The sequence below is a fragment of the Pseudomonas sp. IzPS59 genome (assembly GCF_014863505.1).
Taxonomy (GTDB): domain Bacteria; phylum Pseudomonadota; class Gammaproteobacteria; order Pseudomonadales; family Pseudomonadaceae; genus Aquipseudomonas; species Aquipseudomonas kribbensis.
On the sequence record NZ_CP062251.1, the window covers coordinates 676,243 to 698,474 of the forward strand.

Here is a 22,232-nt window from a genome sequence, read left to right on the forward strand (position 1 = left end):
TCCTGGAAATTCAAGGCGGGGCGTTCGAATATTAGCCCCTTTGTGCGGGAATGAAAGCGCCGCTCGGGCCGGAAATTTGCGCTGACAAGATGCCGTGCGACAAGACATATGTACCTCAGCCACGGCGGTTCTCCATGGTCTGCTTTCGCTCCATTTCAAGGAGTGAACCCATGTCCGAAATCCCTGCCGCTTTATCTTCTGCGGACAACGTTGCGCCGCCGGGGCCGGTGGTGACACAAAGCCTGCACGCTGACTGGCTTCAGCAGTCCAGCCCCGAGTGGCTGGTCAATGCACCAATGCGCCAGCGCGAGGCATTGAAGAATGCCGACTCCGCCCCGCCGGACTGGTACAGGAGCGCATCCCGCGAGCAACGCAAGGCCGTCGGTGATGCTGCGGCCGACAGCCTCGCCGCCCGGTCGCGCCTGGACAAGGCCATGTCGACCTTCCAGGACATCGACAGCTTCGCAGCGCCATTGCTGACCCAGGCGCTCAAGGGCCGTTTCAACGTGACGCTGGATGTCAACAAGACCTGGCTGGTACTGAACAAACCGGTGGAGATGGGAATTTTTGCCTTCGAAATCGATTTTTTCGAAGTCCTGAAGCTGCCCTTGCTACAGGCAGCCCTGCATAACTTCGAAGCCCGTGAATGTAAAAACGGGGTCTTTCATCGCACATCGGGATTTCGCCTCGAAACCTCGACACCAGGAACCCTGGAGCCGTTGAGTACCCGTTTGACGGTCGAACAGTTCACCGGCCTGTGCCGTTCGCTGGACATCGGGGCGAAGTATCAGGCGTATCTCAAGGATTTCCTGCATCCCAAAGATGCGGTGGCCGAACATGGGTTGCGCGACAAATTCATCGACGCGCACAAGAGCGCTCTGCGTGCGGCCGCCGAGCTGGCCCTGGTCAAGGGCGATATCGGGCGCGAGGACTACGCTTCGATTCGCTCGATCCTCAATGGCGAGCTGGCGCCGCGTCAGGGCAAACGGCAGATCTGGTTCTGCGATCTGAGCCTGATGGGCCGACGCATGACCGGCTGCGTACTGTTCACGATCTGCGAAAAATACCGCTACAGCGACGACTCGATCCTGTATATCCCGGGCGATCCTTTCCACCCGCTCAAGCGCTACAAGGGCCGGGAAATGGAAGCGATGTTCAGGCAGCGCTTCACCACGCGAGACGTCAGTCAGGCACATCCCGCAGAGCCGAATGCCTACCAGCGCTTTTTCAGCCAATTCGTCGCCTATGCTGACCGGCCACGCTTTTTCAGTCAGTTCACCAACGACACGCCCGACCGGACATTCGCACAAAGACTGGAGCCCTACGCTCCGCTATTCAATGAGATTTTCAAGGCCCTCAACCCGATCAGCGGGGCGTTGACCGGGATTCGCGAATTGCCTCCGGCGTCACCCGTCGCGCAGGTGCCGAATGCGGATCCGTATCTGAATCCGGTGGACCTGTCCCGCAAGGGCCAAGGGATCTGGGCGGATAATGTCGATCTGTGGAGCTACCTGTTCGACCAGCATCGCGAGCGCCTGATTGCCGATGCTCGCAGCCATGCGGTGCCCACGGCGGATGTCGATGCCAGAGTGCGCTCGGAAAAGCTCGCCGCGCTGCTGAACATCGGCATGCTGGTGCTGACCGGCATTTCGATGTTCGTGCCGGTATTGGGCGAAGTGATGATGGTGGCGATGGCCGGGCAACTGCTCGAAGAAACCTTTGAAGGCGCCATCGAGTGGAGTGAGGGGGATCGCAAGGCTGCAAAGGCACACCTGATCGATGTCGCGCAGAATCTCGCGTTGATTGCTTTGATGGCGGGGGCCGGCAAGGGGCTTGCCCGGCTGACTGCTGCCAGATCGACACCGGTCATCGAAAACCTGCAGCAGGTACAGATGCCAGACGGCAGGATCCGATTGTGGAAACCTGACCTGAACGGTTACGAGAGCCCGGTCACGCTGGACTCGCGTGCGGTGCCGAACGCGCTGGGGCAGTACCGGGTCGGACAAGACCACTACATTCGGCTTGATGGCAAGACGTACCGACAGACTTACGACGAGTCGCTCAATGCATGGCGAATCAATCACCCGGACGATCCGCAGGCTTATCAACCGCCGCTGGCCCACAACGGTGCCGGCGCCTGGCGACATACGCTTGAGCGTCCGCAGGAGTGGGACCGGCTGACACTCCTGCGGCGCATCGGCCACAGCACTGATGTTTTCGCCGACGAGCAGTTGCTGACCCTTGCCGATATGGCCGGTGTCAGCGATGACGCCCTGCGCAAGATGCACCTGGACAATACCTTGCCCCCCCCGGAGCTGGCGGATGCCATGCGCCTGTTCAACGCCGAGCGGGATGCCGGACTGATCGTCGAACAGATTGCAGGCCGACAACCCATTGATGATCGCTATCTGCAGGTGCTGCCGCTGCTGCCCGATATGCCGCGCTGGCCGTGGGGGCGGCAGTTGAAGGTCTACGAGTCTTCCGATTTTTCGGGCACGGCACTCAGCTACGGTAAAAGGCGCGGGGGCAAGGCGCCGATCCGGATCAGCCGGGCTGAAGTACTGCGGGGGGCGTTGCCAGCGCGAATACTCGCGGCACTGAATGAAGTCGAGACGGTTCGTCTGTTGGGCGGCGAGCCTGCACGCGTTCGGGCTGCACGGGCACAGGAACTCGCCGGACAGATTGCCGATTTTGCCAGCGCCCGTCAGCCTGCGTTGTTCGACAGCCTGCTCAAAGTTACTGCGCCGGTGGCGCCCAGGACGGCCAGGCTGCAACGGATCATCCCCGGCCTGACCGAGCGAGGGGCATACGCCGCCCTGAGCCAGGCGAATGCCGAAGAACTGGCGAGGCTGGACAGAACGGCGAAGGTTCCGTTGCATTTGCAGGAACTCGGTCGCTGGTATGGCCAGACGGGGCGCCTGACCCGGGCTCTGGCCGGGTTGCGCAGTGAAACCATGGCTTCTGCCGACAGCCGCCATCTCGCGTTGCAGACGTTGGGACGACTGCCAGGCTGGTCCAGTGACGTGCGTCTGGAAATCCGTGAGGGCAGCATCAACGGCCCGATGCTGGACGCCATCGGCAGCGAAACCGCCTCGACTCGCAAGTATCTGGTCAAGTACGGAGATGCCTATCAGGCTGTCAATGAACGTGACGAGCCGCTCAACAGTATCCCGCACAAAGGCGACAATTTTTACGCTTCGTTGATGCATGCCCTGCCCGATGAGGCACGTCATGGGCTGGGCCTGCCGAATGTCTGGCAGAGCAACGACCTGCAACGCACGATCATCGAACGGGCGCTCGCCGAACGCAGCCAGTCGGCGCGGATTCTGCGGGCAGGCACCATCGACAAACCATGGTTCAAACCCCCGCAACGCATCGCACCCGGAGTGCTCGGTTATCCCGCCAGTGGCGACGGGCCGGGGCCGAGCCAGGCGTTGACGGTCCACGTGCAGAACGTCTATCCGGGGTTGAGCGACGTTCAGGCCCGGGGTTTCATACTTGAGCAATGGCGATTGGGCAGGAGCGATCAACAGATTTTTCATCTGCTCAATAACCGGTTGAGCGAGTGGCGGGAGCTGGAGGCAACACTCGATCAATGGTTGATGTCGCAGAACCTGCGTTTGCGCAGCACTCGTGACGAGTTCGTCAGCGTGGTGCAAAGCATCAAGGACTGCTGGCGCAATGCACCACTGGCCGATCACCTGCCGCACGCGGCCCGCCTGACCCTGATCAGTGACGCACCTCTGCCGTCATTGACGGCGGACTTCACCCACGTTCGTGAACTGACGCTGCGCACCCCGGTGGTTGGCGATACGCTTGCAGCGTTTCCCAATGTCGAGAAACTCGCCTTGCACGCGAGCGTGGCGGAGTTCGACAAAGTGCTCGCGACATTGAAAACATTGCGACACATGACCCGCCTGAAACTCTCCACGCCGATTACCGGCCAGGTGGCGTCGCGACTGCGGGAGCTGACCCGGCTGGAAGAGCTGGAGCTGCGTTGTACCGCAGGCGGAGTGAATCCGGTGGTGCCCATGACGCTCGATGTCGGGGGCATGCGGCAGTTGCGCAGGCTCGTCGTCGGCAGTCCGCAGATGCACCAATGGCCTCATGGGGTTCTCGATCTGCCGCGACTGGAACGTTTGAATCTGCGATCGACCGCGATCAATACCCTGCCGATGGAAATCTATGAAGGCCATCAACGGCTGTTGTCCGGTCTGTCACTGGACTGGTCGAAATTTCCGCGACGGGTGTTCAAGCCGATCTATGAGTTTGTCCGGAGTCAGCCTCGTCATCTGCTCGATCTGGATGAAATGGTTGCGGACTATTGTCGTGGTGAACTCAAGCGTTTTGTCGGCATGGAACCGAGCCTGTTCGATGTCTTGAGTACGGGGTTCAAGGCGCAGTGGACGGACGTCGGCAGTCGTTTCGCCGCGATCGAAACCTTGAGTGAGCAATTCAGTGAGCTGAACCGGCTTCAGGAATGGGTCGGATCCGAGCCGACAGTGTTCAATGGCGGTGCAGCACGCTCGGCGGTGGCCGAGGCGTTGAGAAACAGTTGGCGCAGCGGATTGTTCCAACGCTATGGCGCGCGCACTGAAAGCCTTTTCTACAACCTGTATGTGAGCCTGCCCAATGAGGCCTCGGTGCTGGATATTCTCGGCTCGCCGGTGGAGAGCCTGCCGACCTTGTCCGCTGAAGGTTTCACCCACGTCAGAAGCCTGCACCTGGCAGGATTGCAGGCACCGGTTGATCAACTGCGCGGGTTCATCCGAACGTTTCGCAATGTCGATACCCTGGACCTGAGCCATTGCGGTCTGTCCGCGCTGCCGCTGGAGTCCGGAGATCTGCCGGCGCTTGAAACGCTGAATCTGCATGACAACCCGTTGAACATGATCGACGTGCGCGGGATGAATCGCCTGATGGCGCTGGACTTGAGTGCCACGTCCCTGCGTGAATGGCCAACCGGTGCCGAGGAACTGCCGGAACTGACCTGGCTGGACCTCAGTGACAGCCAGTTGACCTCGCTGCCGGATGCGCTGCTGGCGCGTGATGCATTGCTGCTTGATACCAGCCTGACCGGCACTCCGTTGAACCCGCAAGCCAAAGCGGCTCTTGCCACTGCACGGCAGAGGATTGAAGAGAACCGAGGTCTGGTTCCCGGTTCGCTGCAGCGTTTTGCGGTGGAAGAGCCGCGCCATCGTACACCGCCCGCCGAAAGTGGCTCGGTCATCGCACGGCGATTGCTGCCGTTACCGCCGCCGCTTGCAGTCGAGGGTCCGGCGGGCTGGGTCGCCCGTGTCCGGCGTCTGCGCCCGCAGTACGACAACACCCGGGCGCAACAGGCCATCGAGCGGATGCAGGACGCGGGACTGAGCGAGGTGCAGATCGCTGAGCAAATCGACGCATGGGACCGCGACTTCGAGTCCCTGACGCGGCGTCTGAACGATTGGCTGTTCACCCATGAAACCCGGGGCATGGATTGGGTCGTGTCATCGCGCACACGCCAGCTCGCCGCGCAGCGCATCATTGAATGCTGGCGCGTAGGCACGGTCGACTGGAATGGTGTTGCGGATCGCGAGCTGGACCTCAACGGTCTGCAGGTGGGCAACCTGCCCGAGCCGGGCGCAACGTTCGCGGCGGTGAATAGTCTGAATCTCGGGGGCGTCAAACTTACTTCGCAAGGCTCCAGCGGTTTTCTCAGGGCATTCCCTCACGTGCGCCGGCTCAACCTCAGCGGTAATCACTTGGCGGTGGTACCCGAACCGGTGACACATATGCTTCAGCTGGAGCGGCTGGAACTGTCGCTTACCGGCCTCGCGGACTCCGCTGCTGCGGGTCAGGCGCTGGAGAGCCTTACACAGTTGAAGTGGCTGGATCTGAGCCATAACAGCCTGCGTTCCTTCAGTGTCTCGGGGTTCGGGCAACTGGAGCGGCTGGATCTGCGCGATAACCTGCTTACCGCCTGGCCGGAAGGCGTATTGCAAGCCCCACGCTTGCAAACGATCGACTTGAGCAGCAATGAAATCGCATCGATCCCCACCGCGTTGTATGACGGCAGCCATGCGGCGTTATTAACGGGCAGCAACCTGGCGGAGAACTACGAGATATCGCAACAAAGTCTGCTCGGGCTGCGTGAATATGCCGATGCTCATGGACGGCGTGACGTGCTGGGCCTGACGTATGCCGACATCGACCGGATGATCGATGACATGGACAGCACCACTGAAAGCGATGTCGAAGAGCTGGAGATCGAAAGTGAACCCGATGAGGTCCTTCCGCCACTGGCCGAAACGGTCCTTGAGCAGCAAGTGACGCCATGGATTGAAAACATCCCCGAGGAGGACGCCGGGCGATTTCGGGCGATGTGGCAGCGGTTGGTGGCTGAACCCGACAACGAGGCCTTCTTCCATCTGCTTTCCCGGATGCCGGACACCGAAGAGTTCCGGGTTTATCGCGCCGACCTGACCCGACGGGTCTGGGAAATCGTCGAGGCGGCCGATGGCAGTCAGGAGCTTCGCGACACACTGTTCTCCATGGCGACCACGCACACGACCTGCGTCGACGGGCGAACCCTGGCGCTCAGCGAAATCGAAGTCAAAGTGTTTGAGTACAACGCCTTGCGCCATTTGCAGCCCGGTCTTGCGGACAAGGGGCGCGCGTTGCTCGACCTGTCGCGGCAACTGTTTCGCCTGGGGCAGGTGGAAAAACTCGCGGCCAGCAGCATGGGCCGTCACGCCGATCCGGCGGAAGTGCGTCTGCAGTATCGAATCGGTCTGACGTCGGGTTGGGACGACGGTCTGCAACTGCCGGGGCAACCCAGCCACATGCGCTTTGCCCGGCCGCTCAGGGGCGATGATCTGGTAGCCGCCCGTGCGGCGGTCATGCGAGCCGAAACGAGTGAGCAGTTTTATGAAGAACTGATCAGCCGTGATTACTGGGTGCAGTACCTGACCGAGAAATACCCGACTGAGCTTGACGCGCTCAAGCGCGGCGCAGAAGAAAAGCTGCAACGACTCGAGGATGAGTACGAAGACGTGACCAGCACGGCGTACCAGGAGGCGGTGCAGATGCTCGAGGTTGAACGCACCATTGAGCGCAACCAGCAACTGATTGCTCTGTCACACCTGGAAACAGGCGAGCCGGTGCTGATCGGGCCCGAAGAGGAACAGCCCGGCCCTTCACGTTATTTGATGGATACCTCGACCCGCTGAAGCGTAGTCAGCCCCGGTCACCGAAAACCTCGACGACCGGGGCTTTTTCTCAGAACAGAAAGTAACGCTGGGCCATCGGCAGGGTTTCGGCCGGTTCACACCAGAGCAGCACGCCGTCGGCCTTGACCTGATAGGTCTGCGGGTCGACGTCGATCTGCGGCAGGTAATCGTTGTGGATCAGGTCGGTTTTCTGCACGTCGCGGCAGCCTTTGACCACGGCGATTTTCTTCTTCAGGCCCAAGGCTTCGGGCAGCCCGGATTCCTGCGCCGCCTGGCTGATGAAGGTCAGGCTGGTGGCATGCAGCGAGCCACCGTAACTGGCGAACATCGAGCGGTAGTGCACCGGTTGCGGGGTCGGGATCGAAGCGTTGGCGTCGCCCATCAGGCTCGCGGCAATGGCGCCGCCCTTGAGGATCAGCGTCGGTTTCACGCCGAAGAAGGCCGGGCGCCACAGCACCAGGTCCGCCCACTTGCCGACTTCCACCGAACCTACCTCGTGGCTGATGCCATGGGTGATCGCCGGGTTGATCGTGTACTTGGCGATGTAGCGTTTGGCGCGGAAGTTGTCGTTGCCTTCGCCGTCCTTAGGCAACGGGCCGCGCTGCTTCTTCATCTTGTCGGCGGTCTGCCAGGTGCGCGTGATGACTTCGCCGACGCGGCCCATGGCCTGGCTGTCGGAGCTGATCATCGAGAACGCGCCGAGGTCGTGGAGGATGTCTTCGGCGGCAATGGTTTCGCGGCGGATGCGGCTCTCGGCGAACGCCACGTCTTCGGCGATGCTCGGGTCGAGGTGGTGGCAGACCATCAGCATGTCGAGGTGTTCGTCGATGGTGTTGCGGGTGAACGGCCGGGTCGGGTTGGTCGAGCTCGGCAGCACGTTGGCGAAACCGCAGGCCTTGATGATGTCCGGCGCGTGGCCGCCACCGGCCCCTTCGGTGTGGTAGGTGTGGATGGTCCGGCCCTTGAATGCGCCGAGGGTGGTCTCGACGAAACCGGATTCGTTGAGGGTGTCGGTGTGGATTGCCACCTGCACGTCGTACTGGTCGGCGACGCTCAGGCAGTTGTCGATGCTCGCCGGGGTGGTGCCCCAGTCTTCGTGCAGCTTGAGGCCGATGGCGCCGGCCTTGACCTGCTCGATCAGCGGCTCCGGCAGGCTGGCGTTGCCCTTGCCGGTGAGGCCGATGTTCATCGGGAACGCATCGGCTGCCTGAAGCATCCGCGCCAGATGCCACGGCCCGGAAGTGCAGGTCGTTGCATTGGTGCCGGTGGCCGGTCCCGTGCCGCCACCGATCATGGTGGTGACGCCGCTCATCAGCGCTTCTTCGATCTGCTGCGGGCAGATGAAGTGGATGTGGGTGTCGATACCGCCGGCGGTGAGGATCATGCCTTCGCCGGCGATCACTTCGGTGCTGGCGCCGATGGCGATGGTCACGCCGGGTTGCACGTCCGGATTGCCGGCCTTGCCGATGGCGGCGATGCGGCCGTCCTTGAGGCCGACGTCGGCCTTGACGATACCCCAGTGGTCGATGATCAGCGCGTTGGTGATCAGCGTGTCGACCACTTCGGCGGCCAGCAACTGGCTCTGGCCCTGGCCGTCGCGGATCACTTTGCCGCCGCCGAATTTCACTTCTTCGCCGTAGGTGGTGAAGTCCTGTTCGACTTCGATCCACAGCTCGGTGTCGGCCAGGCGCACCTTGTCGCCGACGGTGGGGCCGAACATGTCGGCGTAGGCTTGTCTGGAAATCTTCATCTAGCGTCCTTCAGAGAAATAACGGCACACACGGACTCAGAGGTCACCCATGACCCGCCCGGCAAAACCGAACACCCGCCGGTGCCCGGCGTAATCCACCAGTTCCACCTCGCGGCTTTGTCCCGGCTCGAAGCGCACCGCCGTGCCCGCCGGGATGTTCAGGCGCATGCCACGGCTGGCGGCGCGGTCGAAGGTCAGGGCGTCGTTGGTTTCGAAAAAGTGGTAGTGCGAGCCGACCTGGATCGGCCGGTCGCCGCTGTTCGCCACTTTCAGGCTGATCGTGCGGCGACCGACGTTGAGTTCGATATCGCCGGGCTGGATCCGGTATTCGCCGGGAATCATCAGTTCGCTCCTTGCAGGACTTTGTAATAGAGGGCCGTCGGGCGATAGGTGCCGTTCGGGTCGCAGGCGTAGTCGGGGATTTCCCCGGCGCGGGTGTAACCCAGGGCCTTGTAGAAATCTTCGGCCGGGGAGCCGGCCTCGGTGTCGAGGTAGAGCATGCCGCGCTTGTACTGGCGGGCCGTCAGTTCCAGCGCTTCCATCAACTGCTGGCCGAGGCCGCGCCGGCGGGCCTGTTCGCGCACCAGCAGTTTCTGCACTTCGGCGCGGTTCAGGCCGTTGGCCTTCTGGCACAGGCCCAGTTGCACACTGGCCTGCACTTGTTCGTCCTTGACCACCACCCACAGCAAGACGTTGCCCTTGTTCAGGTTGTCCTGCACTTCATCGAAATAGGCGCGGGCCTGAGCCGCATCGAGATCGGCCATGAAGCCGACGCTGGCGCCATAACCCACGGCGTCCAGCAGCAGCTCGATCAGGCCCTGACGATAGTGCGCAAAACTTTCGGCATTGACGCGTCGCAGTTGGGCGGGGTTCATCGGTGTCACTCCTTGTTGGCGGGCGGCGGCTCCGCGCCAGGATTGAGGGTCAGTTGCATAAACGTCAGGTCGAGCCAGCGGCCGAACTTGGTGCCGACCTGCGGCATCTGCCCGGTGGTGATGAAACCGGCGCGCTCGTGCAGGCGGATCGACGCCGCGTTGCCGCTTTCGATGGCGGCGACCATGACGTGCTTGCCACAGGTTTTCGCGCGTTCGATCAGCGCGGTCATCAATTGCGGGCCGAGACCGTTGCCGCGCTGGTCGCTGCGCACGTAGACCGAATGCTCGACGGTGTGACGGAAACCGTCGAACGGCCGCCAGTCACCGAACGAAGCGTAGCCGAGGGCGTTGTTGTCGGCGTCGACGATCACCAGGATCGGATAACCCTGAGCCTGGCGGGCGCTGAACCACGCCTGACGGTTGCCCAGATCGACGGCGGATTCATTCCAGATCGCCGTGGTGTTGAGCACGGCGTCGTTGTAGATGTCGCGGATCGCCGGCAGGTCGGCGTGCAGGGCATCACGGATGGTGTAAGTCATGGCGCGGCCTCAGACGATCGGTTGGTGGACGGTGACCAGTTTGGTGCCGTCGGGGAACGTCGCTTCGACCTGGATCTCCGGGATCATTTCCGGGATGCCTTCCATCACTTGATCGCGGGTCAGCAGGGTGGTGCCGTAATGCATCAGTTCGGCCACGGTCTGGCCGTCACGGGCACCTTCGAGCAGCGCCGCCGAGATGTAGGCCATGGCTTCCGGGTAGTTGAGCTTCACGCCACGGGCCAGTCGCCGCTCGGCAACCAGGCCGGCGGTGAAGATCAGCAGCTTGTCTTTTTCGCGTGGGGTCAGGTCCATCGTTTGAAATCCATTGTCGGCAGTTGAAGAAAATCAGGTGTTCCAGATTCGAGGAGGCAGGGCTTCGCGGCCAAGCAGCGCAGGCCTGAGCAATCGCCAGAGTTCGATCAGCCACGCCCGCGCCAGCAACGCTTCATTGGCCAGGCAACGGGCAACCAAAAGTCCGGGCAATTGCGTCAGATCCCCGCGCACTTCATGGCCCAGCGAGCGGCAGCGCTCCAGCAGTTCGGCATCGATTTCGCCGGTCACCAGCAACGTTGCAAACACCGGATGGCCGTCCAGTCCGATCGGCGAATCAAGCAAACCATCGTTGCCGACGATGCGCTGGCGCTCATGCCAGAGCAACCGGCCATCGCGACGAATATCCAGATGCGCCTGGAAATGCCCGAGGTCGAAACGCTCGCCACTGGCCGGGCGCCCGAGGGCCACCACGTCCCAGTAGAACAGCCGCGCATCGCCTTCAAGGTCGATCGAGGTCGAGAGTTCCGCCTGGGCGGCGCTGTAGACGATGGTTTCCTGGGGCAGCCACTCCAGTGTCGCGCCGGCGGCGACATGCAGGTTCAGCGACTGATAGGCGGGGCCCGCCGCGCGATACCACTTGGCGGCACCGGGGCTGGTGATTTGTGCCCAAGCGCCCGGTTCGACGCGGGCGCTGATGTTCAGCCGGTCACCGCCGGCAATGCCGCCCGGCGGGTGGACGATGATGTGCTGGCAGACCTCGGGCCCTTCGGCGTACAGATGCTTTTGCACCCGCAGCGGTCCGAGGTGTCGGCGACGGACAGGGCGCGTGCAATCGCCGAAGCGGGCGTAGGCCAGCTCAAGCTCCGCGTGCCAGCTCGGGGTAAACAGGGCAGTCGCTAAAGGTAGATTCATATTTTCTGATTATCGTTAGGACGCTACAGATTAGACCGTAACTTCAAATAGTCACCAGCCCGCGCACTCCTTCGGCTTCCATATTTTCTCCACGGCCCTGCTGCACGATCTCGCCCCGGGACATCACCAGGTACTGATCGGCCAGTTCGGCGGCGAAATCGTAGAACTGTTCCACCAGCAGAATCGCCATGTCGCCCCGGGCCGCGAGCTTCTTGATCACCGCGCCGATTTCCTTGATCACCGACGGCTGGATGCCTTCGGTGGGCTCGTCGAGGATCAGCAGGCGCGGACGACTGGCCAGTGCACGACCGATGGCCAGCTGTTGTTGCTGACCGCCGGACAGGTCGCCGCCGCGCCGCTGTTTCATTTGCAGCAGCACCGGGAACAGCTCGTAGATGAACGCCGGAACCTCTTTGGCTTCGCTGCCGGGGAAACGCGACAGGCCCATCAGCAGGTTTTCTTCCACGGTCAGCCGGCCGAAAATCTCCCGGCCCTGGGGCACGTAGGCGATCCCGGCGTGCACCCGTTGATGCGGCTTGTACGTGGTGATCGGTTTACCTTCCCAGTTCACCGCGCCTTCCTTGGCCGGTAGCAGGCCCATCAGGCATTTGAGCAGCGTGGTCTTGCCCACGCCGTTGCGGCCGAGCAGGCAGGTGACTTCGCCGACCTTCACGTCAAAGCTCAGGCCGCGCAGGATGTGGCTACCGCCGTAGTACTGGTGCAGCTTGTCGACTTGCAGCATGTTGGTATTCCTCTTCAGCGCCCGAGATAGACTTCGATCACGCGCTCGTTGTCCTGCACCTGTTCCAGCGATCCCTCGGCCAGCACGCTGCCCTGATGCAACACGGTGACGTGGTCGGCAATCGAGCCGACGAAGCCCATGTCGTGTTCCACTACCATCAGCGAATGCTTGCCCGCGAGCGACTTGAACAGCTCGGCGGTGAACTCGGTTTCCGCGTCGGTCATACCCGCCACCGGTTCGTCGAGCAGCAGCAGTTGCGGGTCCTGCATCAGCAGCATGCCGATCTCCAGAAACTGTTTCTGCCCGTGGGACAGCAGCCCGGCGGGGCGATTGACCGAGGTGGTCAGGCGAATGGTGTCGAGCACTTCGCTGATCCGGTCCTTTTGTTCTCCAGTCAGACGCGCCCGCAGGCTGGCCCACACCGACTTGTCGGTTTTCTGCGCCAGCTCCAGGTTCTCGAACACGCTCAGCGCTTCGAACACCGTCGGTTTCTGGAACTTGCGACCGATGCCGGCCTGGGCGATCTGCACTTCGCTCATCTGCGTCAGGTCGAGGGTTTCGCCGAACCACGCCTTGCCGTGGCTCGGCCGGGTCTTGCCGGTGATCACGTCCATCAGCGTGGTCTTGCCCGCGCCGTTGGGGCCGATGATGCAGCGCAGTTCGCCGACGTCGATGTACAGGTTCAGAGCGTTCAGCGCCCGGAAACCGTCGAAGCTGACGCTGATGTCTTCCAGGGTCAGGATCGTACCGTGACGGGTGTTCAGCCCAGGCTCCACGCGCTGGCCGAGACCGAGGGCATCACGGCTGGTGCCGGCATCCTTGTTCGGTTCCAGCGGTGGGAAGAAGGCCGGTTCCAGCATGAATTCAGCGCTCGCCGTGACTCTCATGATTCACCTCGTTTCTTCAGCAGACCGATCACGCCTTTGGGCAGGTACAACGTCACGACGATGAACAGCGCGCCGAGGAAGAACAGCCAATACTCGGGGAACGCCACGGTGAACCAGCTCTTCATGCCGTTGACCACACCGGCGCCGAGCAGCGGGCCGATCAGCGTGCCGCGCCCGCCAAGGGCCACCCACACGGCAGCTTCGATCGAGTTGGTCGGCGACATTTCACTCGGGTTGATGATCCCCACTTGCGGCACGTACAGCGCACCGGCCAGACCACACAACACCGCGCTCAACACCCAGACGAACAGCTTGAAGCCGCGCGGGTCGTAGCCGCAGAACATCAGGCGATTTTCCGCATCGCGCAGCGCGGTCAGCACCCGGCCGAACTTGCTGCGGGCCAGCCGCCAGCCGATGAACAGACTCGCCACCAGCAACAGCACCGTCGCCAGAAACAGCACCGCGCGGGTGCCGGGTTCGGTGATGCCAAAACCGAGGATCGTGCGGAAATTGGTGAAGCCGTTGTTGCCGCCGAACCCGGTCTCGTTGCGGAAAAACAGCAGCATGCCGGCGAAGGTCAGGGCCTGGGTCATGATCGAGAAATACACGCCTTTGATCCGCGAACGGAAGGCGAAGAAGCCGAACACCAGCGCCAGCAACCCCGGCGCCAGCACCACCAGGCACATGGCCCAGAGGAAGTTGCCGGTGCCGCTCCAGTACCACGGCAACTCGGTCCACGACAGGAACGTCATGAACGCCGGCAAGCCGTCACCGGCGGCCTGACGCATCAGGTACATGCCCATCGCATAACCGCCGAGGGCGAAGAACAGACCGTGACCCAGCGACAGCAAACCGGCGTAACCCCAGACCAGATCCAGCGCCAGGGCGACGATGGCGTAGCAGAGAATCTTGCCGACCAGCGTCAGGGTATAGGCCGAAACGTGCAGCGCACTGTCCGAAGGCAACAGCGACAGCAGCGGCAGGGCGATCAGTAGCGCGAGAACGACGGCACCGACAGCGAAGGTGACTTTGGGGCCGGCCTTTTGTGTGGCCGTAAGCATCAATGGCTGGTTCATCAGTCGATCACCCGTCCTTTCAGTGCGAAGAGGCCTTGCGGACGTTTCTGGATGAACAGAATGATCAGCGCGAGGATCAGGATCTTGCCGAGCACCGCACCGATCTGCGGCTCGAGAATCTTGTTGGCGATGCCCAGGCCGAAGGCGGCGAACACGCTGCCGGCCAGTTGCCCGACGCCACCGAGCACCACCACCAGGAACGAGTCGATGATGTAGCTCTGGCCCAGATCCGGGCCGACGTTGCCGATCTGGCTCAGCGCCACGCCACCGAGCCCGGCAATGCCCGAGCCGAGGCCGAAGGCGAGCATGTCGACACGCCCGGTGGGCACGCCGCAGCAGGCGGCCATGTTGCGGTTCTGGGTAACCGCACGCACGTTCAGACCGAGGCGGGTCTTGTTCAGCAGCAGCCAGGTCAGCACCACTACAAACAGGGCGAAGGCGATGATCACGATGCGGTTATATGGCAGCACCAGATTCGGCAACACTTGAATCCCGCCGGACAACCAAGCGGGGTTCGCCACTTCAACGTTCTGCGCACCGAACACTAACCGGACAAGCTGAATCAGCATCAGGCTGATGCCCCAGGTGGCGAGCAGGGTTTCCAGTGGGCGGCCGTAGAGGTGACGGATCACCGTGCGCTCCAGGGCCATGCCGATGGCGGCGGTGACGAAGAACGCCACCGGCAGCGCGATCAATGGATAGAACTCGATGGCCTGTGGTGCGTAGCGCTGGAACATCAACTGCACGACATAAGTGGAGTAGGCGCCGAGCATCAGCATCTCGCCGTGGGCCATGTTGATCACACCCAGCAAGCCGAAGGTGATCGCCAGTCCCAGGGCTGCAAGCAGCAGAATCGAACCGAGGGACATGCCGCTGAAGGCCTGGCCGAGCAGTTCGCCGATCAGCAGTTTGCGTTTGACCTGGGCGAGGCTGGTTTCGGCGGCGGTGCGCACGTTGGCATCGGTTTCGACACCGGACTCGAGCAGGCCTTCGAGGCGAGTGCGGGCCAGCGGGTCGCCGGTTTCACCGAGCAGACGCACGGCCGCGAGACGCACCGCCGGGTCCGCGTCGACCAGTTGCAGATTGGCCAGTGCCAGGCTCAGGGCGGCGTGGACGCTTTCGTCTTTTTCGCCAGCCAGTTGCCGGTCGAGGAATTTCAGCTGCGCCGGTTTGGCGCTTTTCTGCAATTGCTGCGCGGCAGTCAGACGGGTTTTGGCGTCGGCGGCGAGCAATTGGTGGCTGGCCAGTGCGGTGTCGATCAGACCCCGCAGGCGATTGTTCAGGCGCAGGGTCTTGGTTTGGCCATCGAGGGTCAGTTCGCCTTGTTGCAGGGCGTTGATCAGTTCGATGCGGGCCGGGTCGGGCTGCGCGGCCCAGGCTTCCAGCAGTTTTGCCTGTTGCGTCGGGTTGGCGGCGACGAAGTCTTCGGCGTCGCTGGCGTGGGCGGCCATCGGCAGCAAAAATGCGAGGGCCAGGATCAAGCGGTAAAGGGCAGTGGGCATGGAGAGTCGCCTTGCTTGGATGTCGATCGTTCCCACGCACAGCGCGGGAACGATCAGGTTGAGCGGGTTAACTCAGTTGCTCTTCACCGCATACTCCGGCTTCTTGTCATTACCCGGAATGAACGGGCTCCACGGCTGCGCACGAATCGGCCCTTCGGTCTGCCACACCACGTTGAACTGACCGTCGGCCTGGATCTCGCCGATCATCACCGGTTTGTGCAGGTGGTGATTGGTCTTGTCCATGGTCAGGGTGTAGCCGGACGGCGCAGCGAAAGTCTGGCCGCCTAGCGCTTCGCGGACCTTGTCGACGTCGGTGGATTTGGCTTTCTCCGCCGCCTGCGCCCACATGTGGATGCCGACGTAAGTGGCTTCCATCGGGTCGTTGGTCACGGCCTTGTCGGCACCCGGCAGGTTGTGTTTCTTCGCGTAGGCTTTCCAGTCATCGACGAACTTCTTGTTCACCGGGTTCTCCACCGACTCGAAGTAGTTCCATGCCGCGAGGTTGCCCACCAGAGGTTTGGTGTCGATGCCACGCAGCTCTTCTTCGCCCACCGAGAACGCCACCACCGGTACGTCGGTGGCCTTCAGGCCCTGGTTGGCCAGCTCTTTGTAGAACGGCACGTTGGAGTCGCCATTCACGGTGGAGATCACCGCAGTCTTGCCGCCGGCCGAGAATTTTTTGATGTTGGCGACGATGGTTTGATAGTCGCTGTGGCCGAACGGGGTGTAGACCTCTTCGATGTCTTTATCCGCTACGCCTTTGGAATGCAGGAACGAACGCAGGATCTTGTTGGTGGTGCGCGGATAGACGTAGTCGGTGCCGAGCAGGAAGTAGCGCTTGGCGCCGCCGCCTTCTTCGCTCATCAGGTATTCAACCGCCGGGATCGCTTGCTGGTTCGGCGCGGCGCCGGTGTAGAACACGTTCGGCGACATCTCTTCGCCTTCATATTGCACCGGGTAGAACAGCAGACCGTTGAGTTCTTCGAACACCGGCAGCACCGATTTGCGCGACACCGAAGTCCAGCAGCCGAACACCACGGCGACCTTGTCCTGGGTCAGCAGCTGCCGGCCTTTTTCCGCGAACAGCGGCCAGTTCGACGCCGGGTCGACCACCACCGGCTCCAGCATCTTGCCGTTCACCCCGCCCTTGGCGTTGATCTCGTCGATGGTCATCAACGCCATGTCCTTGAGCGATGTTTCGGAGATCGCCATGGTGCCGGACAACGAATGCAGAATCCCGACCTTGATGGTCTCGGCGGCCTGTACCGTCCAGGTCATGCCCATCGCGGCAATGGATGCCGTGAGTGTGAAAGCCTTGATCAAACTGCGACGCTTCATTGTGCGATCTCCACGAACGTTAAAGTTTTTTATGGTTGGCAGATGCGAACGACTGAAGGCTGTTTTGCAAGGGCTGTGCCCGGTCGGCTTCGGGCAGGGAAATGTCGGTTTAGAGCGGTCGCGTGCAGAGACGGCGCACCATGAAGGGACGTGTTGCAGGCAAGGGTGCAGCGGGGTGCGCCAGTTTGGGGCGCAACCCCGAGGGTTCAGCGGCGGCGCATCAGACCGATGAAAAACAGCCCGCCGAGGGCCGCGGTGGCGACGCCGATGGGCAGGTCTTCGGGAGCGATCAGCGTGCGTGCGGCGACATCGACCCACACCAGAAACACACTGCCGAGCAACACGCACACCGGCAGCAGACGCCGATGTTCCGCACCGATCAGACGCCGGGCGATGTGCGGCACCATCAGCCCGACAAAACCGATGGAGCCGCTGATCGACACCAGCACCCCGGTCATCAGCGAAGCAATCACGAACACCCGCAGACGCACCGCCCGGGCGTTCAGGCCGAGGGTGACGGCGGTCTGTTCGCCGGCCATCAAGGCGTTCAATGGGCGGGCCATGCCCAGCAGCAAAATCAACCCGAGCAAGACGCTGAACGCCGGCACCGCCAACAACTCCCAACGCGCCAGACCGAGGCCGCCGAGCATCCAGAACATCACCGCCGAGCTCGCCCGGTGATCGCCCATGAACAGCAGCAGATTGGCGACCGCCATCATCACGAACGACACCGCCACACCGCACAGCAGCAGACGATCACTGTCCAGCCGACCCTGACGGTTGGCGATGCCCAGCACCAGAAACATGCTCGACAACGCGCCGATGAACGCGGCGATCGGCAAGGTCAGCAGGCCGACGATTTCACCGACGTGCAGCACTACGATCACTGCACCGAGGGTGGCGCCGGAGGTGACGCCGAGCAGATGAGGATCGGCCAGCGGATTGCGCGTCACCGCTTGCAGCACCGCACCGATCAACGCCAGCCCGGCGCCGACCAGCGCACCGAGCAACATGCGCGGCACGCGGATCAGCCAGACGATGTGTTCCTGGCCGGCGCTCCAGTCCGGTACGCCGAGGCCGAACAACTTGTGCAGCAGAATCCGCCACACCACGTCCACCGGCACCCGCGCCGGGCCGAAGCCCAGCGACACCACGCACGACACCAGCAGCACCGCGCCGAGGGCGATCAGCAGCCAGGCGTAACGACGATTGATCATTCGCCGTGGAACCCTTTGGCCAGGGTTTCAACCGCCAGCACGTTGTCGATCCCTGGCGTGGCCTGTACGTAGGGAATGACGATGAAACGCTGGTTCTTGATCGCATCCACCGATTGCAGCGCCTTGTTCTTCAGCAGGAATTCAATCTTCTGCTCGGCGGTGATTTCGCTGTAGTCGACGATCACGATCACCTGCGGATTGCGCTCGACCACGGTTTCCCAGTTGACCCGGGTCCAGCTCGCTTCAACATCATCGAGAACGTTGCGCCCGCCGGCGGCGTCGATCAGCGCCTGCGGCATGCCGAGGCGGCCGGAGGTCATGGCGCGGTCTTCGCCGCTGTCGTACAGGAACACGCGCGGTTTTTCGGCGGGCAGGTCTTTGCGGATTTCCGCGACCTGATTTTGCATGTCGGCGATCAGCGCGTTGGCGCGGTCCTGCACGTCGAAGATCTTTCCGAGGTTGCGCAGGTCGTTGTAGGTGTCGTCCAGTGTGGCGGCCGGGCGCTTCATCACGAAGGCGCAGGATTCGGTCAGTTCATAGACATTGATGCCCAGCGGTTGCAGGGTTTGCGGGGTGAGGTCACCGCCGACGCGCATGCCGTAATCCCAGCCGGCGAAGAAGAAATCGACGTTGGCGTTGAGCAACGTTTCCACCGACGGGTACTTGGCTGCCAGCTCCGGCAGGCCATCGAGCAGCGACTGCATTTCCGGTGTCACCGACTTCCAGCCACTGACGCCGCTGTAGCCGGCCATCTTCGACTTGAGGCCGAGGGCGAGCATCATCTGGGTCATGTTGATGTCGTGGCTGACCGCGTGTTTCGGCGCTTCCTTGAAGGTCACTTCGCGGTTGCAGCTGTGGATCGTCAGCGGGTACTTCGTGGCTTCGGCGAAGGCGTGGGTGGTGCCCAGCAGCAGAGCAAGGCAAAGCAGGGAGCGCACAGTCATGGTCGGGTTATCCAGGTGATTCGCGGGTAGCCGTGGAGGGGGTGTGGATCGATCAATGCTTCGACGCCGAACACGTCGCGCAGCAATTCAACAGTGAGCACTTCTTGCGGCGTGCCGCTGGCGACGATGCGACCGTGGTTGATCACATACAACCGGTCGCAGAACGCGGCGGCCAGGTTCAGGTCGTGGATGCTCGCCAACGTGCCGATCTGCAAACGCTTGACCAGTTGCAGCAGTTCCAGTTGATAACGCGGGTCGAGGTGGTTGGTCGGCTCGTCGAGGATCAGCAGTTGCGGTTGCTGGGTCAGGGCGCGGGCCAGAATCACCCGCTGTTTTTCACCGCCGGACAGCGTGGCGAACGCGTGATCTTCGAAGCCATCGAGGCCCACGGATTTGAGGGCCTGAGTGGCGAGATTGCGGTCTTCCAGCGTGTCGCCGTCGAACAGGCCTTTGTGCGGCGTGCGGCCCATGGCGACCACTTCTTCGACGGTCAGGCCGAAGGCGTCGGGGAATTCCTGCAGGACCACGGCGATGCGTTGCGCGCACCAGCGCGAGGATTGCTTCCAGACATTGTGGTGCTCGAGTCTGACCTCACCGTGCTCCGGCTGACTGAAGCGGTAGGCGCAGCGCAACAGGCTGGTCTTGCCGCTGCCATTGGGCCCGATCAGCCCGACGAACTCACCGGCGGCCACGTGCAACGAAGCGTCACGCAGCTGGAACTGGTGATGGCAGTGGGCGTGGCCCAGGGGTGTCCAGGCGAGATCGGTGAGGGACAGCGAGGTCATTTCGTTCCTGTTCTAGAAGGTGTAGTCAGCCGTGACAAAGAACGAACGAGGCTCACCCAGAATCCACTGCTGGCCCTCATTGTATTGGCTTTGCGCGTAGGTCCGGTCAAACAGATTGTTCACCTGCAGACCCAGCGTGGTGTTGCGCAGGGCTTTCCACGACAGCGTCGCATCGACCACGGTGTAGCTCGGCAGCTCGTTACGGTTGGCCATATCGGCGTAGCGCGCATCGACATAACGCACACCGGCACCGGCCTTAAGGTCGTCGGTCAGCGTTTTGCTCAGCCACAGGTTGGTGGTGCGGCGTGGCACGTCCACCGGACGATTGCCATTGCGCGACACCGGCACGCCACCGACCACTTCTTCAAAATCGTCGTACTTGGCTTTGACGATGGCGGCGTTGGCTTGCAGTTGCCAGGCGTTCGGCAGTTGCAGATCGAGGCTGGCTTCCAGGCCGTTCGACGATTGCTGGCCGACCTGCTGCTTGAGCGTCGGGTTGCCCGGATCGTCGGTCAGCAGCTTCTTCTTCACGATGCGATACGCCGCCAGGGTGAACTCGCCACGCTGATCCCAGAACAGCTGCTTCAGGCCGATCTCGGTTTGCCGCGCGGTGGACAGGTCGTATTGCTGCTGGCTCGGGCTCAGGGAAATCAGCCCGCCGATGCCATCGGTGCTGGTGGCGACCTGGCCGTAGAACGAAGTGTCCTGGGTCAGCGCGAACACCAGGCCGGCCTTCCAGTTGTTGCCGGTCAGGGTCTTGTCGCTCTGGCTGTCGTCGACCAGATTGGTGCGATCCACGTGCACGTAGTCGCGTCGCACACCGGTCACCAGCGACCAGCGCTCGCTCAGTTGCGTGCGGTTTTCGGCGAATACCGACATCTGTCTGGTGGTGCTGTCGAACTGATCGCGATACGGGTTGGCGCTTTCGAAGTAACCCGGTTGCGGGTGATACAGATCCAGCGGCTGGCCGTTCGGCAATACGTCGTTGAATGGCGAGTTGCTGTCGAGCTGGAAGCGGATACGGTTGTAATCAACGCCGGTCACGGTCTGGCTGTCGAGGCCGAACAGCGAATGCTTGAAGGTGAAGGTCTGGCGGTCGCCGACCTGTTCCTGCTTGTGGCCGATGCCGAAGTAGCCGCTGCGGCTGAGTTGTTGGCTGCCGGCGTCGAAGTTGTAGTTCTCGGCGTTCTGCCAGCGGCGCTGGGCCTTGAGGTAGTACAGCTCGTTGCTGGCGCTGACCGCGTCGTTGATCCGCCAGTCCGTGGTCAGGCGCGTCCATTGATCGTTGTAGTGCTGCTTGTCGTCGCGCACGTTGTAGTTCTTGCTGCGCAGGCTGTCCTTCAACTGGCCGTTGATCAGTGGTGTGCCGAAGTAGTTCTGCGGGCGCTGGTCGCCGTAATCGTGGGCGAGGGTGAAGGTCAGATCATCGGTGGCCTGCCAGCGCAGGGCGGCACTGATGAAGTCGCTGGACGAATCACCGCGATCGACCCAGCCGTTGCTGCGCAGTCGATTGAGGTTGAGGCGATAGCTCAGGGTGTCGGTCAGCGAACCGCCGCTGTCGAACGCCTGCTGCTGGCGGTCGAATGAACCGTAACCGACGCGAACATGGTTTTCGATCTCGCCTTCGAACGGCTTTTTCGGGATCACGTTCACCACCGCGCCGGTCGCACCTTCGCCGTACAGCACCGAGGCCGGGCCGCGCAGCACGTCGACGCGCTCCACCGACCAGGTGTCGACCGGGAACGTCACGGTGCCCATGCCGGTGTACATGCGGTTGCCGTCATACAACTGCATCACCGAACTCTGCCCGGTAAATCCCCGGGCCTGCAACGAAGTGCCGCCATCGCCCGGCGTGCCGGTGCGGCTGATGCCGGTGCTGCGCGACACCGCGTCCTGCACGCTGCGATCACCACGGGCGCGGACCTGCTCACCGCTGAGGCTTTCGACGCTGGCCGGAGTTTCCATGGCGTTGAGGTTCAGACGCGAGCCGGCGCTGGTCGGCGTGGTCAGGCTGACGGTCTGGTCGTCATTGGCCAGGGCGGTGATGGTGCCGGTGGGCAACGTCAGCGGCACGCCGTCGGCATGGGCGCTGTTGTTCAGGGCGAACAGACAGAGGCTGGACAAGAGGTACTTGTTCATCGGGCGGTGAATCACTTCTTCAAATGAAAAGCCCGCAGGCTC

16 protein-coding genes are annotated in these 22,232 nt (G+C 62.4%); 1 reads left to right on the plus strand and 15 read right to left on the minus strand.

The window, feature by feature from the left end:
• Window positions 1–170: 170 nt before the first annotated feature.
• Entirely contained in the window at window positions 171–7,211 is a 7,041-nt protein-coding gene (locus tag IF189_RS02990; RefSeq protein ID WP_192552788.1) for an NEL-type E3 ubiquitin ligase domain-containing protein, read from the plus strand.
• A 49-nt stretch (window positions 7,212–7,260) separates the two neighbouring features.
• Here the strand turns inward: IF189_RS02990 and ureC are convergent, their stop codons facing one another.
• From ureC to IF189_RS03065, 15 genes are all read right to left on the minus strand, one after another.
• Window positions 7,261–8,961 carry an urease subunit alpha gene (ureC, locus tag IF189_RS02995; RefSeq protein ID WP_192552789.1) on the minus strand — a complete coding sequence of 567 codons (1,701 nt, stop codon included), beginning with the start codon at window positions 8,959–8,961 and terminating at the stop codon, window positions 7,261–7,263.
• Between the two features lie 36 nt (window positions 8,962–8,997).
• The gene (locus tag IF189_RS03000; protein WP_096819774.1) at window positions 8,998–9,303 is read right to left on the minus strand and encodes an urease subunit beta; all 306 of its coding nucleotides are present in this window, start codon (window positions 9,301–9,303) and stop codon (window positions 8,998–9,000) included.
• Window positions 9,303–9,836 (minus strand): GNAT family N-acetyltransferase, encoded by a 534-nt coding sequence (locus tag IF189_RS03005; protein WP_119429414.1) that lies wholly within the window; start codon window positions 9,834–9,836, stop codon window positions 9,303–9,305. Before IF189_RS03005 ends, IF189_RS03000 begins: the two co-directional genes overlap by 1 nt.
• 5 nt (window positions 9,837–9,841) lie before the next feature.
• On the minus strand, window positions 9,842–10,375 hold the full coding sequence (locus IF189_RS03010) for a GNAT family N-acetyltransferase (protein ID WP_134825316.1): 534 nt from the start codon (window positions 10,373–10,375) through the stop codon (window positions 9,842–9,844).
• Window positions 10,376–10,384: 9 nt separating this feature from the next.
• A complete protein-coding gene (gene ureA / locus IF189_RS03015) occupies window positions 10,385–10,687 on the minus strand; it encodes an urease subunit gamma (protein ID WP_039766748.1) in 303 nt (100 codons plus the stop codon).
• Window positions 10,688–10,720: 33 nt separating this feature from the next.
• Window positions 10,721–11,560, minus strand: coding sequence for an urease accessory protein UreD (locus IF189_RS03020; RefSeq protein ID WP_134825317.1), 840 nt, complete (start codon window positions 11,558–11,560; stop codon window positions 10,721–10,723).
• Between the two features lie 43 nt (window positions 11,561–11,603).
• A complete protein-coding gene (gene urtE, locus IF189_RS03025) occupies window positions 11,604–12,302 on the minus strand; it encodes an urea ABC transporter ATP-binding subunit UrtE (protein ID WP_134825318.1) in 699 nt (232 codons plus the stop codon).
• Window positions 12,303–12,316: 14 nt separating this feature from the next.
• Complete coding sequence (urtD, locus tag IF189_RS03030; RefSeq protein WP_134825319.1) at window positions 12,317–13,189, minus strand: urea ABC transporter ATP-binding protein UrtD; 873 nt, start codon at window positions 13,187–13,189, stop codon at window positions 12,317–12,319.
• Entirely contained in the window at window positions 13,186–14,265 is a 1,080-nt protein-coding gene (gene urtC / locus IF189_RS03035; RefSeq protein WP_134825320.1) for an urea ABC transporter permease subunit UrtC, read from the minus strand. Before urtC ends, urtD begins: the two co-directional genes overlap by 4 nt.
• Window positions 14,265–15,767: an urea ABC transporter permease subunit UrtB gene (gene urtB, locus IF189_RS03040; protein WP_134825321.1), complete on the minus strand. Its 1,503-nt coding sequence runs from the start codon at window positions 15,765–15,767 to the stop codon at window positions 14,265–14,267. The genes urtC and urtB overlap by 1 nt, the downstream gene beginning before the upstream one ends.
• Before the next feature lie 72 nt (window positions 15,768–15,839).
• Window positions 15,840–17,105: an urea ABC transporter substrate-binding protein gene (gene urtA / locus IF189_RS03045; RefSeq protein WP_085711205.1), complete on the minus strand. Its 1,266-nt coding sequence runs from the start codon at window positions 17,103–17,105 to the stop codon at window positions 15,840–15,842.
• A gap of 206 nt (window positions 17,106–17,311) precedes the next feature.
• The gene (locus IF189_RS03050; protein ID WP_134825322.1) at window positions 17,312–18,322 is read right to left on the minus strand and encodes a FecCD family ABC transporter permease; all 1,011 of its coding nucleotides are present in this window, start codon (window positions 18,320–18,322) and stop codon (window positions 17,312–17,314) included.
• Window positions 18,319–19,266 (minus strand): ABC transporter substrate-binding protein, encoded by a 948-nt coding sequence (locus IF189_RS03055; protein ID WP_192552790.1) that lies wholly within the window; start codon window positions 19,264–19,266, stop codon window positions 18,319–18,321. Before IF189_RS03055 ends, IF189_RS03050 begins: the two co-directional genes overlap by 4 nt.
• On the minus strand, window positions 19,263–20,051 hold the full coding sequence (locus IF189_RS03060; protein ID WP_192552791.1) for an ABC transporter ATP-binding protein: 789 nt from the start codon (window positions 20,049–20,051) through the stop codon (window positions 19,263–19,265). The genes IF189_RS03055 and IF189_RS03060 overlap by 4 nt, the downstream gene beginning before the upstream one ends.
• A gap of 12 nt (window positions 20,052–20,063) precedes the next feature.
• Window positions 20,064–22,190, minus strand: a complete 2,127-nt coding sequence (locus IF189_RS03065; protein ID WP_192552792.1) for a TonB-dependent receptor — start codon at window positions 22,188–22,190, stop codon at window positions 20,064–20,066.
• Window positions 22,191–22,232 lie beyond the last annotated feature (42 nt).

Coding starts and splice junctions, on each gene's coding strand:
- IF189_RS02990 (WP_192552788.1), top strand. CDS start 171: ATGTCCGAAATCCCTGCCGCTTTATCTTCTGCGGACAACGTTGCGCCG.
- ureC (WP_192552789.1), bottom strand. CDS start 8,961: ATGAAGATTTCCAGACAAGCCTACGCCGACATGTTCGGCCCCACCGTC.
- IF189_RS03000 (WP_096819774.1), bottom strand. CDS start 9,303: ATGATTCCCGGCGAATACCGGATCCAGCCCGGCGATATCGAACTCAAC.
- IF189_RS03005 (WP_119429414.1), bottom strand. CDS start 9,836: ATGAACCCCGCCCAACTGCGACGCGTCAATGCCGAAAGTTTTGCGCAC.
- IF189_RS03010 (WP_134825316.1), bottom strand. CDS start 10,375: ATGACTTACACCATCCGTGATGCCCTGCACGCCGACCTGCCGGCGATC.
- ureA (WP_039766748.1), bottom strand. CDS start 10,687: ATGGACCTGACCCCACGCGAAAAAGACAAGCTGCTGATCTTCACCGCC.
- IF189_RS03020 (WP_134825317.1), bottom strand. CDS start 11,560: ATGAATCTACCTTTAGCGACTGCCCTGTTTACCCCGAGCTGGCACGCG.
- urtE (WP_134825318.1), bottom strand. CDS start 12,302: ATGCTGCAAGTCGACAAGCTGCACCAGTACTACGGCGGTAGCCACATC.
- urtD (WP_134825319.1), bottom strand. CDS start 13,189: ATGAGAGTCACGGCGAGCGCTGAATTCATGCTGGAACCGGCCTTCTTC.
- urtC (WP_134825320.1), bottom strand. CDS start 14,265: ATGAACCAGCCATTGATGCTTACGGCCACACAAAAGGCCGGCCCCAAA.
- urtB (WP_134825321.1), bottom strand. CDS start 15,767: ATGCCCACTGCCCTTTACCGCTTGATCCTGGCCCTCGCATTTTTGCTG.
- urtA (WP_085711205.1), bottom strand. CDS start 17,105: ATGAAGCGTCGCAGTTTGATCAAGGCTTTCACACTCACGGCATCCATT.
- IF189_RS03050 (WP_134825322.1), bottom strand. CDS start 18,322: ATGATCAATCGTCGTTACGCCTGGCTGCTGATCGCCCTCGGCGCGGTG.
- IF189_RS03055 (WP_192552790.1), bottom strand. CDS start 19,266: ATGACTGTGCGCTCCCTGCTTTGCCTTGCTCTGCTGCTGGGCACCACC.
- IF189_RS03060 (WP_192552791.1), bottom strand. CDS start 20,051: ATGACCTCGCTGTCCCTCACCGATCTCGCCTGGACACCCCTGGGCCAC.
- IF189_RS03065 (WP_192552792.1), bottom strand. CDS start 22,190: ATGAACAAGTACCTCTTGTCCAGCCTCTGTCTGTTCGCCCTGAACAAC.